We start from the raw sequence: 16,407 nt of genomic DNA on the forward strand, positions 1-16,407 counted from the left end.
ATTTTTCGCAATGTTCGATTACATTTTAATAATATTGCTCCGTAACAGCGCCATTTTCGATATTATTTTATTTTGTACCGGATGGGGTATACTTTGCTCGTCCATCGCATTAATTAGCAGATCGACTACATGATTAAAATCTTTTTCATTAATATTCATGCCGGTATGAATAGCAACCATAGAGTCGCCTTTATACTCACACGGGCCGTTTGTTAGCGCGCATAAGTGGCTTATAAAGCCTTGGCGAAAATGAGTAATGTTACTGTGCTCAAAATAGTGAAACACTTGCCTGTCATTACCAATTTGATAAATAAAGCTATCCACTAGTTTTTCTATGCCGGCATTACCATTTATTTGCTGATACAAACTCTGTTTAGGCTTGCTGCTACAGCCAGCTAATACACTTGTAGCCAATAAAAATAGTATAAAAATTCTCATTACCAATATCCTGTCACCGATAAATACCAACCGGTTTGATCGCTTGCTCCAGCTATACTGCCTAAATCTAAGTAGGCGGCGGTTACGCTCATATGTTTATTTGGCATCCAAGCTACAAACACATCTTTCCAATCTTGCTCGCCTAATCCTAGGTTATTTGTTTTTTGACGATACTCAACACCTAACGCTACTTCACGGCTTAAAAATATTGCTGTGCTTGCCTCAAATAACAATTTATTGCTGGTATTATTACCGCCATAACCCAGTAACCCTAGTTGGTTGGCTTTGCTGTAACGGGTGGTCACGTTCCAAAACCAGTTGTATCCTGCAATAGCACCTAAGTGTAACTTGCTTGCCGCTAAGTAAAAGTCGGTGCCGCTGGTGCTTTCTGCACCCACTAGCTTTGCAACCGTGCCATCGTCTAACGACTTATGCTGTATACCTAAACTTACCTGTGGCCAACTACTGTAAACAATGTCGCCATATAAACGAACTTTAGCACCAGTTATCGACTGCTCTATTTGCGTACTCAGCGCGGGTACATCAAACTCTTGCTGCGCATAGCTAAGCTCAACGCGATTAAACAAATTAAGCTGTGCGCCACATACATCTAACGTATAGTCGGTTACATCTGCACGGCTACAAAAACCATTAACCGAAACCTCATCCTCACTGGCATACCCAGCAAGTTGCGCCCACGGAACAAGGCCACCGCCACCAGCGCCCTCAACTTGAGACACCCCAGGAGTAGCTAATAATTTACCGCTACTCGCAGCAGTAATAAAACTGGCTGTGAGTAATACCCCCGCCATAAAACACTTAATGTACGCCATCGTATTCCTCTAACCACTGCTCTAATAGCTCAGCTTTTAATGGTCGACTTAAATAATAACCTTGTGCGTGATCGCATTGCATCTGCTTAAGTAATGTTAAGGTTCCTACAGTTTCTACTCCTTCGGCAACTACCGAAAACCCTAATTGATGCCCTAAAGTAATACTCGACTGCACAATAAATTGATCTTTTTGCGACTCATCAAGCTTTAAAATAAAGCACTTATCTAATTTAAGCTCATCAATTGGCAGCATTTTTAAACGCCCTAACGATGTTTGCCCTACGCCATAATCATCAAGCGATATTTTTACCCCAATAGCTTTTAAGTTTTCGAGGGCAATTATGCCTTTTTCTTCATTTTCGATCATATCGCGCTCGGTGAGCTCAATGGTGATCAACGCAGGGTTAACCTTATGCTTTTTTAAAGTACGTACTAATGACGAATGAAACCCCGCAAACGCAATATCTTGTGCCGATACATTGATAGCCGCTTGTAAATGTATGCCTTTTTGCTGCCAAGCGGCAACTTGTGCAATAACGGTATTAACCACCCAGGCAGTGAGCTCAACAATTAATCCCGACTGTTCGGCTAAATCAATAAACACCTCAGGCGACACCCAACTACCATCTTTACGTTGCCAGCGAATTAAGGACTCAACCTTATCAACCTTTTGTATTTTCATATTTAGTTTTGGCTGATAGGTCATAAATAACTGGCCGTCATCATCGCTTATAGCTTGCTTAAGCTCATCAAGCATAACTAAGCGCTCTAAATGCGCTTCGTCTTCGCCTTGTTGATAGTAATGAATATTTTGATGATGGCTGGTTGCGCTTTCTACTGCTATAAGTACTCGACGAATTAGATCCTCAGCTTGTTCACCGTGTAGCGGATATTGCACCACCCCCACACTAAAGCGTAAATTTATTTTTAAGTTTTGAATGGTGTAACCCGCTTGGAGCTGCGCCATTAAAGCAATAATGCCGCGTTTAAATTCGCTCACTGCCCCCGCCGGAAATACGGTTAAAAATTCATCACCACCAATACGCGCATGAAACCCACCCAACTCCTCTGAAAACTCACGAATACGATGTGCCACCGCTTTTAAGCACTTATCACCAATGCGTGGCCCCAACTTATCGTTTATATGTCGCAGGCCTTTAATATCGATAGCTACTAACGTGTGTGCAGTGCTTTTATTTAATTGTTTAGCTAGCATTTCTAGCATAGCCGAGCGGTTATAAAATCCGGTTAGCGCATCATGGCGAGCTTGGTAGCTAATTTGCTGTTCACGCTTATTTATATCACTCCCCATGTGATGAAAAGCATCCATAAGGGTAGTTATTTCACAGCTTTGTTTGCTGCCTTTAAATTCAAAATTATAATTACCCTTTGCAAATTGCTTAGCCACCACGGCCAATTGCGACAGTGGTGTAGTTAAATTATTTGCTAATAAACTACTGGTTACTACCCCAACAATTAAAGTAAGTATGGCAAGTATAATCAGCGTAATAAATAGCTGTTCAAAATCGCGATAGCTTTGGGTTAAATCGGCGCTGAGCAAAATTATTACCGGGTGAGCTTGTAGTGCAGGTAGCTCAATATCGCGATTTTTATATACTAAATAATCACCAAAAAATCGCGACGTCGTTTTGCTATTAAAATAATCAACTGGTCGAAAGTTTGCTGGAGGGGCTACCAGTGAGGTTTTTACTAAGCTATCTGCGTTCGCTATAAAGCTTACTTCCATACCGGTTAGGCTTTTAAGTTCTGAAGCTACATTACTGGTTATTTTAAAACCCACCAAACTGTAAGCTATGGTGCGCGGGGTTTTAACTGGCAGTAAAATAACCTGATACAGCTGGCCATTTAATACCACAAAACTAGAGCGCTCCGCGGTAGTTAATAACTCACTCATTAAAGGCTGCAGATTATCGGTAAAGTTGTCCTCATCATCATTGGTTGATATTAACAGCCCCGACAAATCTAACAGCAGCATTAGTTCGGCATTTATACGCTGGCTATGATTGTATAAAACACTGCTTATAGTAGCAGCGTCACGCGTGGCAACCGCTTGTTTAAAGCCAAAATCGGAGGTGAGTACTTTAGCGGCAGTTAATAGTAGGTTTTCTTTCGAGTTTAAATATTGTTTATAAACATTTTGTGCCACGCTTATGTCTTGATTGACTTTTTCTTCTTGAAACTTACTTGTAGACCACCAAAAGCTCAGCAAACTAACCACAGTGGTTAATAACACCAAGCCTACACATAAAATGGTTATACGGTTTCGCAAATTGTTAGTCATTACCGCCCTTAAACTGACTGCCAAAGGTGTTACGTGGTGCTGGCGAGGAAGTATTTATGGTTATAGGTAAAATAGCTTGTGGCTCTATATTCATCATTTTTTTATTTTCTAAAGGCGCAGTTTGCAACGCATGCCAAATACTTATTTGCAAAGGCTGCGTAGTAACAGGCAAACTTACAACTCCGTTTTTATCGGTTTTATAAACTTGCTCACTCTTAGCCACATAGATATAACCCACCATAGAATCATGAATATTACAGCCTAGTACCACAACACCTTGAGTGTCAAAAATAATTGGCTCTTTGGGTTGCCCTGAGTAGAGTTTTAATTGAAAAGATTTAGCGCTTGAAAACGAATACACGTTATGGCGAATATTATCGCTATTAGGAAAGTTAACTAATTGCCCTTGCTGCACAATAAGTAGCTCAGGTAAAAACTGCTTATTTACCTGATCTATTACCGCAACGGGGAGCTTTTTAACACTTGGATTTGTAGGCTTAAAAGCAGTGTTTGCTTGGCCTATTTCAACAACGGCATTGGGTAATACCATACCGTGTTGATCTTTTATTACTAAATCAATATTTGCGCTAATAGCAGCGTGGCTAAAAAGCACACTTAAAGCGAATAAATAACGTTTTTTTGCAAAAAATTGCAATGCTCGTTCAAACATAACCATACTCAAATATTAATTTTAAGTTCAGTTAATTAGAGACGAGCACCAATTGCAAGAAATATAGTTCAGTCACTAAAAATAAACATTTTAGCATTCATTTTTTAGCACTTTAGTCGTGTTATTTTATAATTAATCCATAATCGGCATCTAAAATAGCAATTACTTCTTGACGCGGATCAGCAGGAATAACAATCTCTTTGCCCACTATTTTACTGGCAATGCCTACGTAGGTATTTGACACTTCAAGCATTACTGACTCAGGTAAAATGTAATCTTTAGCTAGCTGCTCACGCTCATCCATGCGGTCTTTATTAAGTAGTACGTCGCTCTCTGGCACGTTATTAATTAACAGCTGACGAAAACCTTCCTTTGAGTTTTCAACAATCTTGCCATCTTTATAAGATGCCTCATCCCAAATACGTGATGAATCAGGCGTGCCTACTTCATCAATATAAATAAGCTGCTCTGCGCCATTTATATCTTCTACATAGCCAAATTCAAATTTGGTATCTACAAATATTTGCCCAAGCTTAGCCAGCTCGCCACTTATTAGCTCAAAACCTTCCACTAATAACTTTTCGTATTGGGCTACATCATCTGCCGTTCTAAAGTTAAATACGCTTAGGTTATTAGTAATATTGCTACGCGTTATATTTACATCATCAACTGGGGGAATATCTGCCACGCCAGTAATAATGCCTTTGGTAGAGGGGGTAATTAATACTTTATCGAGCTTTTGATTAGCTGTTAAACCTTCTGGTAAATTAATACCACAAAAGTTTCGTACGCCTTTAGCGTAGTCGCGCCACATGCTGCCAGTAATATATTGGCGGGCAATGGCTTCTACTTTTACCGTACTGGCTTTACGTACAATCCAAACATATGGATGTGGAATATCAACAATGTGATTACCCGCAAGGCCTGCCTCATCAAATAACTTAAACCAATGCGCAGCCACCGAGTTTAACGCTATGCCTTTACCTGGCACGCCATTTAAACCGTTTTCACCTTGCCAAATACAATCAAAAGCCGAAATTCTATCGGAAATAACCATAATTGCCAGCTCAGTATCGGCCGGCACTTTATAGCCCTTTTCGTTAATTAAACGTTTGCTGTCTGCGTCGGTTAGCCAATAAACCGAGCGTACTTTACCACTGTGTACGTCACCTTTGGTACGAATAGGTAGATCATCGTTTACGTCTAAAACTTTATAGCTAGTCATGCTATCTCCGGGGTTAGGCATGCTCAAAGAGCAAAGTATGGAATTGGGGTTAAAGAGAGCATATAATAATGCAGCCAACTGCAAAGCTCAATCTTACGCCTAAACAAATATAACGACTTTATTTATCTGCAAGTAACAATGGAGTAAACTTGAGCTGTTCAAAAATCTTAAGGAGTTAAATTGGACTACCTAGCCGTCAGCAAAAATAAAAAATATTTAATGTATATTTCTCAAAATTACTCATATGCTATTTTAAGGCCTTTACAAGCACAAATTTTGGCTCACGGTGGTGAAGTTTGTTGGTTTTTAGAAGGTAATGACGTTAATCCTGACTTTTTAGCCGATGATGAAATACAACTTAACTCAATTAAAGCAATAAAACAGTGGTCGCCCGATGCGACTTTTGCCCCAGCTAATTTAATACCTACTTTTTTCCCAGGTAAAAAAGTTGCTGTTTTTCATGGTTTTGATGCCGGTAAGCTAAATAAAAAAGGCGAAAATGACCACTTTAAAGCCAGAGGCTGTTTTGATCTGTATTGTACACAAGGCCCAAATACTACTGGGCCATTTAAAGCATTAGAACAGCAGCTGGGTTATTTTAAAGTAACCGAAACAGGCTGGCCGCCGTTGGATCGTTTTTTTATTACCGAAGACACTAACCGTTACAAAGATAGCAGCGACACGCGCCCCACATTATTAATTTGCTCTACTTTTTCTAAGCGCCTATCGCTCGCGCCTAAATTATATGAACAAATAAAGCAATTTAGCCAACACGGTAAATGGCGCATTTTAATGCAGTTTCATCCTAAAATGCCCACAGAGTGGATCACTAAGTACAAAGCACTCAGCAATGAAAATTTAACCTTCGTTGAAACTGACAACGTATTACCTCTACTTCAAGCAGCTGATGTAATGCTGTGCGATACGTCATCTATATTGCAGATGTTTTTAGTACAGCGAAAACCTGTAGTGACTTTTTGCAATAAAGCTCCCGCAAAGTATTTACTTGATATCACCAATGCACAAGAGGTTGAAGCCGCAATAGAACATGCTTTTACTTATCCAGCTGAACTAATTAATAATATTGAGGAATATTGCCAACAGTTACATCCGTATGCCGATGGTAAATCAAGCGAAAGAGTACTTGCCGCAACCAATGAACTACTGCTTAGTAATGAAAAACTAAAAAGCAAACCACTCAATCTGATCAGACAGTTTAAAATGCGTAAAAAACTAAATTACTGGGGTTGGTAAATTAAACAATAGGCTAAAGGACAGATTTTATCTGTCAGGTATCAGGTTTTAGGTAAGAATTAACCAAGTTTAGTGTTTAGGTTATCGTTTCCGCATCAACCACTTGCCTAGTACCAGCCCTACTGGCCGCTGAAATATAACCACTGAACGCGCCCCTCCTTCCTTTCCCTTTTATTATCGCTTAACATCACAACTATAAATGTTTAACTATTAAGTTGTTATGATCACACTTTCTAAGCTGTTATTTAAATGGCATAAAAATGCAGTTAGCCCCACACTTAATATTAACCAGCTGAACATTAAGCAAGGCGAGCATGTGTTTTTACATGGACCAAGTGGCTGTGGTAAGTCTACTTTACTGTCGTTATTAGCGGGTATTAATACCGCCACCAGCGGTGAGGTAAGTATTTTGAATAAAAACTTAAACACCCTAAGTAATACTCAACGCGATGTATTTAGAGCGGATCATATTGGTTATATTTTTCAAAATTTTAATTTGCTCCCCTATTTAACGCCGCTGGAAAACGTAAGCTTGGGTTGCCAGTTTTCAAAGCAGCGCCAACAACGGGCGCTGCTGCAATCACACTGCTTAACCGCAGAGTCCGCAAGATTGCTTAATGCCTTAGGGTTAGCGCAACATTTACATCATCAAGATGTGGGTAAATTAAGCATTGGCCAGCAACAACGTGTGGCTGCCGCGCGTGCATTTATTGGCAGCCCAGAGTTAATTATTGCCGACGAGCCCACATCGGCGCTCGACACCAACAACCGTCAAAGCTTTATAAAACTGCTGTTTGAGCAAGCTAAGCACGCCAACAGTACTTTAGTATTTGTTAGCCACGACGAAAGTTTGCAACCACTTTTTAATCGCAGCATCGATTTAGTTAATTTGCAGGCAGCATCATGATCTTAATTAAACTCGCCTATAAAAGCCTATTAAACCGTCGTAGTAGCGTGCTGTTAACCTTACTTACCATCGCCATTAGCGTCATGTTACTGCTAAGCATTGAACGGGTACGCATAGACGCAAAAAGCAGTTTTAGTAATACTATTTCGGGCACCGATTTAATTGTCGGTGCGCGCACTGGCGATATTCAATTGCTGCTCTCGTCCGTATTTAGAATAGGCCACACTAACAATGGTGTGAGTTGGCAAAGTTATGAATACATAACCGGACAACGCGGCGTAAAGTGGAGCATTCCAATAAGCCTTGGCGACAGCCACAAAGGCCAAGCAGTATTAGGCACCACCCTTGATTACTTTAATTATTATCGGTTTGGCAAAAAGCAGCCACTGAGCTTTAAGCAAGGCCACGCATTTAACACGATTAACCAAGTCGTACTGGGGAGTGAGGTAGCGAGTAAATTAAACTATAAACTGGGCGACAGCATTGTTATATCTCATGGTATGGGCAGCACTAGTTTTCATCATCATGATGACAACCCGTTTAAAGTGGTCGGTATTTTAAATGCCACCGGCACACCAGTAGATAAAACGCTGCATATACCGCTGGCCGCTATCGATTTAATCCATGGTGGCCATAGTGCAGAGCATGACAAACATGAGCACGAGGAACATAGCAACTTAGTTGGCCACCCAAAACAAATTACTGCGTTTTTAATGGGCTTTAACTCACCACTTTACACGCTGCAAATTAGGCGCAATATAAACCAATATAAAAAAGAAGCACTGCTGGGTATTATGCCCACAGTAACACTAAAAGAGTTATGGGAAATGCTCGCTATTGTTGAAAAAATACTGCTGCTATTTTCTGTTGTGGTAGTCATTATTAGCTTGCTTGGCATGTTAACCACGCTCCTAGCTAACCTTAATCAGCGCCGCAGAGAGCTTGCCATATTACGCTCAGTAGGCGCTCGGCCATGGCAGCTATTTACGCTCATTAGCATAGAGTCACTGCTTACCACTTTACTCGGCTGCATAGTTGGGTGTGTATTATTTTATGCGCTGATGTTTTTTGGCGCAGGTTACTTACAAAGTCACGCTGGTATTAGCATTAATATTGCCATGCTCTCTTACTATGAACTCACACTTATAGGCGTTATTATGATTGCAGGATTTATTATTGGTTTAATTCCCGCTACTCGCGCTTACTTTTACTCACTCAGCGATGGCATGAGTATAAAAATATAACTAGGACAATCATGACGTTTTTAAAAACAACTTTTCAATACATCGCCTTGGTAAGCTTAATACTAACCAGCTTTGTTAGTAGTGCAAATCCACCCAAAGAAATTTTTTGGGAAGACCTAATTCCACAAGGTCATATGCAAATAAACACCCAAGCGCAAGCTAACCACGAAGGCAGTGAACAAAACTGGGTTCAACCAGATCTAAACGCACCTGTAGTAAAAGCACTTGATGGTAAATCGGTAAGCCTACCGGGCTTTGTAGTACCACTTGAAGGCGACAGTGAAGTAATTACCGAATTTTTACTGGTTCCTTATTTTGGCGCCTGCATACACGTACCGCCGCCGCCGCCAAATCAAATAGTACATGTAACCATTAAAGGCGGAGTCCCCATCGACAGCCTATACGACGCCATAGTAGTGACTGGTGTAATTAGCACCCAAACATGGTCAGGCGAAATAGCCCAAGTAGGCTACACAATGAAAGCCGTAGGCGTAGCTCCGTTTGAGCTTTAAAACCGGAGGTTTCAGCGGGTAAGGTTCCCCCTCCACATCACGATCTCACCCTCTTTGTGAATTAATCACTTAAAAGCATTTTGCACAAAGAGGGTAGATGAGAATCTTTAGTACTATTCGCTGCCCTTCACTTCTGACACTTCCCACAAAACACAGTACTTCTTTGCCCTAACCTAACTTCTTGTAATTCGCTTTTACACACCAAGCAAGGTTGCCCTTTGCGACCGTACACTAAAAGTTGCTGAGCAAAGTAACCCGGTTTCCCATCGCTTTGGGCAAAATCTTTTAAGGTAGTGCCACCTTGGGTTATTGCTGCGGCTAGCGTGTCTTTAATTATAGGGATAAGCGCTTCAAAACTTTTCAGTGATACTTTACCGGCTTCGCGGCGAGGATCTATTCCCGCTTTAAATAATGATTCGTTAGCGTAAATATTACCGACCCCTACGACAATAGCGTTATTCATTATAAATTGTTTTACCGGCACTTTTTTATTGCGTGATTGCTGATATACCTGTTTCGCAAAAAATTCGTCCGTAAGCGGCTCAGGCCCAAGCTTTGCCAGTAACTTATGAACTGAGCCCGGCGCTTGCCATAGGCAACAACCAAAGCGGCGCGGATCGTTTAAGCGCAGCGCTTTACCGTTAGCAAAAATAAATTCTATATGATCGTGTTTTTTAAGTGGCTCGTTAGCACTTACTACGCGTAAATTCCCCGACATACCTAAATGCAAAATAGTAGCGCCTAACTCACAATGCAATAATAAATACTTTGCACGGCGCTCAACGCCCGTTACGGTTAAACCCGTTAACTGATATACATCGTCAGGCACCGGCCAACGCATGCTGCCATTATGAATATTTACCTTAGTAACAAATTGGTTTAAAACATGCGGGGTTATGCCCATGCGGCTTACTTCTACCTCTGGTAATTCAGGCATTTATACACTCACCTTATTATAAAGATCATTGTTCGCTCGGGGTTGAGCTAGGAAACAACTGTTTAACTACGGCTAAATCAAGCGCAAATACACGCTGGCTATTTTTTTCGAGTAAATAATACTGGCCATCGCCCTTGTAAAGTAAATACACCCAAGGTAATGGTTCGCCCGCCAGTTCAAAGGTAGCTACCGAGAGTGGCGCATTAGGATTAAACACCACCGATTCATGAACCGACATAAGCTGAGCACTTTGCCATAAGTTAACCAGTTCGCCTAGCTGCTGCTCCGTACCTTGCCAAGTAAGCGGCACATCGGTTTGTAATGCGGTTGTACGCCAACTTGTGCCTATACGTTCAATTTTTTGATCAACAAAACTCAACGTTAATACAAAACTTTGTATTGGTAACACTGGTTGCAGTACCGGCTCGTTATTATTACCACCAATATTTTTATGCCAACCATTTAAAAAGAAGATCATAATCAACATCGAAAAAATAATAACGTTGTTCCAACCTTTACGGCTTAATTGCATGCTCGATGTTCCTAATTAGTTCAATAGTTTAAAGTGTAACCAAAACTTAATTACACTGTCTATATGTTAAATCCACTATACTTTGTTAGAATACGCGCAAATTTTTAGGAGTTTCATCAATGTCAATGTATGTAGTGGGCCATAAAATCCCAGATTCAGATTCAATATGCGGCGCAATTGCACTCGCTTATTTAAAAAACCAAATTAATGAACCAGCCATTCCAACGCGTCTTGGTGAAGTTTCACCAGAAACTCAATTTATTCTTGATAAATTTGGCTTCGAAGCGCCAGAGCTAAAGCTTAGCTACGCCGGCGAAGATGTGTATATTGTTGACCACACAGAAAAAACCCAAGCACCAGATGATATAGACCAAGCTCGCATAGTCGGCGTGGTAGATCACCATAAGCTTGGTGACCTAACCTCATCAGCACCACTAGAGTGCTGGATCCGCCCTGTAGGTTGTTCAAACACCATAATTAAAATGATGTACGATTTTTACAATGTAGAAATCCCTAAAAACATCGCCGGTATTATGATGTGCGCTATTTTAAGCGACACCGTTATTTTTAAATCGCCAACGTGCACTACTGCCGATATTAAATGTGTTGAAGCGCTAGCAGAAATAGCCGGTATTGACGATCCTAAAGAGCTCGGCATGGAGATGTTTCGCGTTAAATCGGCAGTTGCCGACACGCCTATACGCGACCTGGTTATGCGCGACTTTAAAGACTTTAACATGAACGGCAACCTAGTAGGTATAGGCCAGCTAGAAGTGATCGACCTTGCAGTATTTGACGATATTAAAGCTGATTTAGCGACCGATATTGCCAAGCTTAAAACTGAAGGTAACCGCCACTCAGTATTTTTACTGCTTACCGACATCATGAAAGAAGGCTCAGAAATGCTAATTGCATCAGACGACGCAAACCTAGTAGAGCAAGCTTATGGTGAAAAACCAGCAGACGGAAAAGTATGGCTAGACGGCGTACTGAGCCGTAAAAAGCAAGTAGTACCACCACTACAAGATGCTTTTCAAAAAGTATAATGTAAGCAGATACTAGAGGTCAGCAATCAGACTTCAAAAAAACACCGCGTTTATTTAAACGCGGTGTTTTTATTTAAAATCGTAGTAATCAAATGCTATAAAGTCACACTATCAACAAACATTACTCTAACCAGAAACCGACCGCCCCCTTAAAGTTCACCTCCAAGCCAAAAACAGCACTTTATCGCTGAAACTCACTCTTTATGCTATTTTTAATAAGCACAAGATAAATTCTTCAATGTCGGCTAACTTATACTAATTAAAACAACAAAATATGAGTGAGAAAAATAATAATGATAAATCGTGATAATAGCCCGGATGCAATTAAAGGAATGTGCATTTTATTGATGGTATTTGGTCACGTTTCATATATAGGTTCTTTTACAAGTAGTCTTTATACAGTGAAAGCCTTTATATACACGTTTCATATGCCATTATTTCTTATTTTATCGGGTTACTTTTTTAGTTTTAACGCTAATATTCAAAACAGTGCGCTAAAGATTTTAAAGAGAATTGCGTTACCCTACCTCATCTTTATTTTTTTATATTTAGTTGGCTTAATACTTGTTCAGTACTTAGGTATTAAAACAACAAACGTGGCCCCAAAAACAATATCTGAATTTATTCGTATCATCTTTTTAAACCCAATTGGAGGATATTGGTTTCTTCATTCCTTAATCGTTATTCAACTCTCAATTCTCTTTTCAAGATATGTAACAGCTCGATTCTCTTCTGATACTAAAAGCATTGCTATCGCACTGCTTATCTCTATATTTATTTTATTAATTATGACCAAGTTCGGGGTTATAACATTTAGAACTGTTACCTATTTTATACTCGGAATTATAGTTAAGCAGCTGTACCCGGATGGCTTTTCGTTCCCCTTTAAACTGTCTTTGCTGCTTGTAGTATTGTTTTATTTAGGAAACACTTTTTGGCTTATCGATATATATAATCTGTTTTCCGCCTCAGAAGTTATATGGTGTTTACTGCTCACATCGTTCTTTTGGTCTTTGTTTATTATTTTTAAAGATAACTATGTAACAAACTTAATGGCATACCTTGGCCGAAACACTCTAATTATATTAGTTTTACATGCACTCTTTATTGTCGCCATGAAACCTTTAAATAATTTATTTTTAGTCTTAGATGCTACGGGGATCATGCAATCGCTTATCGTTACAGTTATAACGTTAGTATTGTGTTTATTTTCAGCAAGGGTATTTGATTACTTAAACATAACCAGATTCATTTTCAATGTAAAGAATATATACAGTAAACAAGATAGAACAGGCTAAAGATAGCGCTCCATTTTAGTAATACTCAAACTTACCCTAATAGGCGCGAATTTATTTCGCGTGCTTTTAACCCAAGCGAAGTATAAACCTGAACGCAACTATTAATCTCTATCTTTAACCGCCTCACTTTCAATCACTACCAAATAAATCGCGTGTGTATACTTTATCTGTAATATCACTCAACTCTTCAACCATACGGTTAGAAACAACTACATCAGATATTTGTTTAAATTCATTTAAGTTTCTAATAACGCGAGAGTTATAAAAAACATCTTCTTTAAGCTCTGGCTCATACACCACCATTTGTACATTACTGGCTGCAATTCGCTTCATGATCCCTTGAATAGCAGACGCTCTAAAGTTATCAGATCCCGTTTTCATAACGAGCCTGTAAATTCCAACGACTTTAGGATTTCGTTTAATAATTGAATCCGCTATAAAATTTTTACGTGTGGTATTGGCATCAACAATAGCGCAAATCATATTGTTGGGTATGTCTTTATAATTTGCTAATAACTGCTTGGTATCTTTTGGCAAACAATAGCCACCATAGCCAAACGATGGATTGTTATAATGATTACCAATGCGAGGGTCAAGTCCAACCCCTTGTATAATTTGTTTACTATTTAATCCATGCGCTTCGGCATACGTATCAAGTTCGTTAAAATATGCGACCCGCATTGCAAGATAGGTATTTGAAAATAATTTAATGGCTTCAGCTTCGGTCGACTCAGTAAACAACACTGCTATATCTTGTTTAATCGCCCCTTGCTTAAGTAAATTAGCAAATACAGCAGCACGCTCACTTTGCTCACCAACCACAATGCGTGATGGGTGTAGGTTATCGTAAAGCGCCTTACCTTCACGTAAAAATTCAGGAGAAAATATAATATTGTCTACGCCCAGCTGCGCTTTCATCCGCTGCGTAAAACGCACTGGCACTGTCGATTTAACAATTATTACCGCGTGTGGATTATAAGCCAAAGCGTCGTTTATCACGGCCTCAACAGAGCTGGTATTAAAATTATGAGTGTGGGTATCGTAATCGGTAGGGGTCGCTATAATAATAAAGTCAGCGTTGCAGTACGCCATGCTTTTATTAGTTGTTGCAGTAAAATTTATATCATCTCGTTGTAAATATTCACTTATATGAAAATCGACTATCGGCGATTGCTTATTATTTAAAAGGGCTATTTTTTGCTCATCTATATCAAGTGCTATAACCTCGTTATGCTGGGCTAGTAACATGGCGTTCGACAAACCAACATAACCAGTACCTACAACTGTTACCTTCATATTCATCCCTAATATTTAAAATATTCTATATCAGCTAAAAGTATAGTTAAGGCTAAATTATAGGCAAATTGAAAAGTGCAAAAAACACACTAGCAACACACTCTGCCCTTATTTTTATTTCTAACTGAAAACTAATCGCAACCCATTACCTACCCTTGCATTTAAACTATTTAAAACTAAGCTGTTACAAACAATACGTTAAAATACTTAAAAGCTGCTTTCATCTTTAATTGAAAGTTACGGCTAAAAGTAGATCACCGCTCTTTTTAAGCATACAAGGACGAACAATGAAAATACTGCATCATGGGGCTGTTAATGGCGTTACCGGTTCGTGCCATGAACTAGTGATAAATAACAGCACATCAATACTCATTGATTGTGGACTATTTCAGGGGGAGGATTCAAAAACTGATTTAGCTATTGGGTTTGATATAACTAATGTTACGGCATTAATTGTTACTCATTGCCATATTGATCATGTGGGGCGCATACCGTATTTATTGGCTGCGGGATTTAAAGGGCCTATTTACACCACTAAAGCGTCGGCCAGTTTATTACCACTGGTGATAGAGGATGCATTAAAAGTAGGGGTAACACGCGATCCTAAAATAATTGCTGCCTGTTTAAGCTTGTTAGCCAAGCGTATTGTTGCGGTTGATTTTAAAACCTGGTTTAACTTACCTATCAATCCAAGCGTTAATAATGCTGAAAATACCCAAACAGCCAAAGCACGGTTTCAGCGAGCCGGGCACATTTTAGGTTCAGCCTATGTTGAAATTGACATTCTTGAGAACAAAAGCACTAAAACCACTCCTAACAACACACAAGGTAAAAGTACGCATCGCGTGGTGTTTTCTGGCGATCTAGGCGCGCCCTATACGCCGCTATTGCCCACACCTAAGCCGCCTTATAAAGCCGACACCTTGGTTATTGAATCGACCTATGGCGATAAAAACCATCAAGGGCGTAAAGAGCGCACTCAAACATTAAAAAAAGTAATCGAAGGTGCGGTTGCCGATAACGGCGTAGTACTCGTGCCCGCGTTTAGTATAGGTCGCACCCAAGAGCTACTTTACGAACTAGAGCAATTAATTCACAGCGCACCTAAAAACTCACCATGGCACAGCATACACGTAATACTAGACTCCCCCATGGCGGCAAATTTTACTGAGCAGTACAGAAATTTTAAACATTTATGGGACGCTGAAGCCAAACGCAAAGTTGCCAAAGGCCGCCACCCGCTCGACTTTAAAAACCTAACCACAATCGACACTCATAAAGAGCATGTGGCCATTATTAACTACTTAGCCACTCGCCAAACCCCCGCCATTATTTTAGCCGCCAGCGGCATGTGCACCGGCGGGCGCATTGTAAATTACCTAGCGCGTTTTTTAAGTGACAAAACCACCGACATACTGTTTGTAGGCTATCAAGGACGCGGCACATTAGGGCATGATATACAAACCTATGGCCCTCGTAACGGCTATGTATTTGTAAACGACACTCGCATTATCATAAACGCCAAAGTACACACTATAAGCGGCTACAGCGCCCACGCAGATCAAAATGGGTTAATAAAATTTGTAACCGGCATGCGTAAAAAGCCCAACCATATAAAAATAGTGCATGGCGATGATGATGCGAAAAATGCGCTCGCAAATAAATATCGCGAAATTTTAGGAGAAAAAACATTCGTGGAAATAGCTAAATAATAAAAATTAACCATAGGTCAATGAAGTCTTAGTACACAGTGTGTAAAGCTGCCATTTCGTTCAATTATCCACAATGGATACTTTTATTGAACCGCATTTAATATTGAACACTTTAATTTTAAAATCATAAAGATATTCCCCCCTTTTTTAGTCATAATGCGTAGCACATATAAGCGCTGTCGCTTTCTCTGGAATGATGCT

The 16,407-nt window shown here is 39.9% G+C and carries 15 protein-coding genes and 1 pseudogene; 8 read left to right on the top strand and 8 right to left on the bottom strand.

The features are described from left to right. Positions 1 to 18 precede the first annotated feature (18 nt). The 5 genes from AAEZ22_RS13275 to AAEZ22_RS13295 all read right to left on the bottom strand — a co-directional run bounded on the left by AAEZ22_RS13275 (position 19) and on the right by AAEZ22_RS13295 (position 5,468). Entirely contained in the window at positions 19 to 438 is a 420-nt protein-coding gene (locus tag AAEZ22_RS13275; RefSeq protein WP_197182794.1) for a group I truncated hemoglobin, read from the bottom strand. Continuing rightward, complete coding sequence (locus AAEZ22_RS13280; protein ID WP_197182795.1) at positions 438 to 1,271, bottom strand: DUF3034 family protein; 834 nt, start codon at positions 1,269 to 1,271, stop codon at positions 438 to 440. Before AAEZ22_RS13280 ends, AAEZ22_RS13275 begins: the two co-directional genes overlap by 1 nt. Then, positions 1,258 to 3,573 carry a bifunctional diguanylate cyclase/phosphodiesterase gene (locus AAEZ22_RS13285; RefSeq protein WP_197182796.1) on the bottom strand — a complete coding sequence of 772 codons (2,316 nt, stop codon included), beginning with the start codon at positions 3,571 to 3,573 and terminating at the stop codon, positions 1,258 to 1,260. The genes AAEZ22_RS13280 and AAEZ22_RS13285 overlap by 14 nt, the downstream gene beginning before the upstream one ends. Then, positions 3,566 to 4,243 (bottom strand): methylamine utilization protein, encoded by a 678-nt coding sequence (locus AAEZ22_RS13290; protein WP_089367737.1) that lies wholly within the window; start codon positions 4,241 to 4,243, stop codon positions 3,566 to 3,568. Before AAEZ22_RS13290 ends, AAEZ22_RS13285 begins: the two co-directional genes overlap by 8 nt. A 121-nt stretch (positions 4,244 to 4,364) precedes the next feature. After that, positions 4,365 to 5,468 carry a phosphoribosylaminoimidazolesuccinocarboxamide synthase gene (locus tag AAEZ22_RS13295; protein WP_197182797.1) on the bottom strand — a complete coding sequence of 368 codons (1,104 nt, stop codon included), beginning with the start codon at positions 5,466 to 5,468 and terminating at the stop codon, positions 4,365 to 4,367. Positions 5,469 to 5,687: 219 nt separating this feature from the next. On the opposite strand from AAEZ22_RS13295, the gene AAEZ22_RS13300 reads away from it, so the two are divergent. From AAEZ22_RS13300 to AAEZ22_RS13315, 4 genes are all read left to right on the top strand, one after another. After that, a complete protein-coding gene (locus AAEZ22_RS13300) occupies positions 5,688 to 6,722 on the top strand; it encodes a CDP-glycerol glycerophosphotransferase family protein (protein ID WP_197182810.1) in 1,035 nt (344 codons plus the stop codon). Positions 6,723 to 6,942: 220 nt separating this feature from the next. Then, positions 6,943 to 7,629 (top strand): ABC transporter ATP-binding protein, encoded by a 687-nt coding sequence (locus AAEZ22_RS13305; protein ID WP_197182798.1) that lies wholly within the window; start codon positions 6,943 to 6,945, stop codon positions 7,627 to 7,629. After that, entirely contained in the window at positions 7,626 to 8,873 is a 1,248-nt protein-coding gene (locus AAEZ22_RS13310) for an ABC transporter permease (protein ID WP_192532536.1), read from the top strand. Before AAEZ22_RS13305 ends, AAEZ22_RS13310 begins: the two co-directional genes overlap by 4 nt. 11 nt (positions 8,874 to 8,884) lie before the next feature. Next, the gene (locus AAEZ22_RS13315) at positions 8,885 to 9,385 is read left to right on the top strand and encodes a DUF3299 domain-containing protein (protein ID WP_011327159.1); all 501 of its coding nucleotides are present in this window, start codon (positions 8,885 to 8,887) and stop codon (positions 9,383 to 9,385) included. A gap of 127 nt (positions 9,386 to 9,512) precedes the next feature. Here AAEZ22_RS13315 and mutM read toward each other — a convergent pair whose 3' ends face one another. After that, positions 9,513 to 10,322: a bifunctional DNA-formamidopyrimidine glycosylase/DNA-(apurinic or apyrimidinic site) lyase gene (mutM, locus tag AAEZ22_RS13320; RefSeq protein WP_197182799.1), complete on the bottom strand. Its 810-nt coding sequence runs from the start codon at positions 10,320 to 10,322 to the stop codon at positions 9,513 to 9,515. A gap of 25 nt (positions 10,323 to 10,347) precedes the next feature. Beyond that, complete coding sequence (locus AAEZ22_RS13325) at positions 10,348 to 10,854, bottom strand: hypothetical protein (protein ID WP_197182800.1); 507 nt, start codon at positions 10,852 to 10,854, stop codon at positions 10,348 to 10,350. 119 nt (positions 10,855 to 10,973) lie between these two features. Between AAEZ22_RS13325 and AAEZ22_RS13330 the strand changes: the two genes are divergently transcribed. Together AAEZ22_RS13330 and AAEZ22_RS13335 are read left to right on the top strand one after the other, a co-directional pair. Beyond that, on the top strand, positions 10,974 to 11,900 hold the full coding sequence (locus AAEZ22_RS13330) for a manganese-dependent inorganic pyrophosphatase (protein WP_182684086.1): 927 nt from the start codon (positions 10,974 to 10,976) through the stop codon (positions 11,898 to 11,900). A 293-nt stretch (positions 11,901 to 12,193) separates the two neighbouring features. Beyond that, positions 12,194 to 13,198 (top strand): acyltransferase family protein, encoded by a 1,005-nt coding sequence (locus AAEZ22_RS13335; RefSeq protein WP_352297546.1) that lies wholly within the window; start codon positions 12,194 to 12,196, stop codon positions 13,196 to 13,198. 129 nt (positions 13,199 to 13,327) lie between these two features. Here the strand turns inward: AAEZ22_RS13335 and AAEZ22_RS13340 are convergent, their stop codons facing one another. Continuing rightward, positions 13,328 to 14,494 (bottom strand): nucleotide sugar dehydrogenase, encoded by a 1,167-nt coding sequence (locus AAEZ22_RS13340; RefSeq protein WP_182679281.1) that lies wholly within the window; start codon positions 14,492 to 14,494, stop codon positions 13,328 to 13,330. A gap of 344 nt (positions 14,495 to 14,838) precedes the next feature. Here AAEZ22_RS13340 and AAEZ22_RS18785 point away from each other — a divergent pair. Together AAEZ22_RS18785 and AAEZ22_RS13345 are read left to right on the top strand one after the other, a co-directional pair. Then, positions 14,839 to 15,042, top strand: a pseudogene (locus tag AAEZ22_RS18785) (MBL fold metallo-hydrolase); the annotation flags it as partial. 15 nt (positions 15,043 to 15,057) lie between these two features. After that, a complete protein-coding gene (locus AAEZ22_RS13345; RefSeq protein ID WP_502243692.1) occupies positions 15,058 to 16,206 on the top strand; it encodes an MBL fold metallo-hydrolase RNA specificity domain-containing protein in 1,149 nt (382 codons plus the stop codon). Positions 16,207 to 16,407 lie beyond the last annotated feature (201 nt).

This window comes from Pseudoalteromonas sp. 20-MNA-CIBAN-0454, from assembly GCF_040308685.1.
GTDB classification, from domain to species: Bacteria; Pseudomonadota; Gammaproteobacteria; order Enterobacterales; family Alteromonadaceae; genus Pseudoalteromonas; species Pseudoalteromonas nigrifaciens.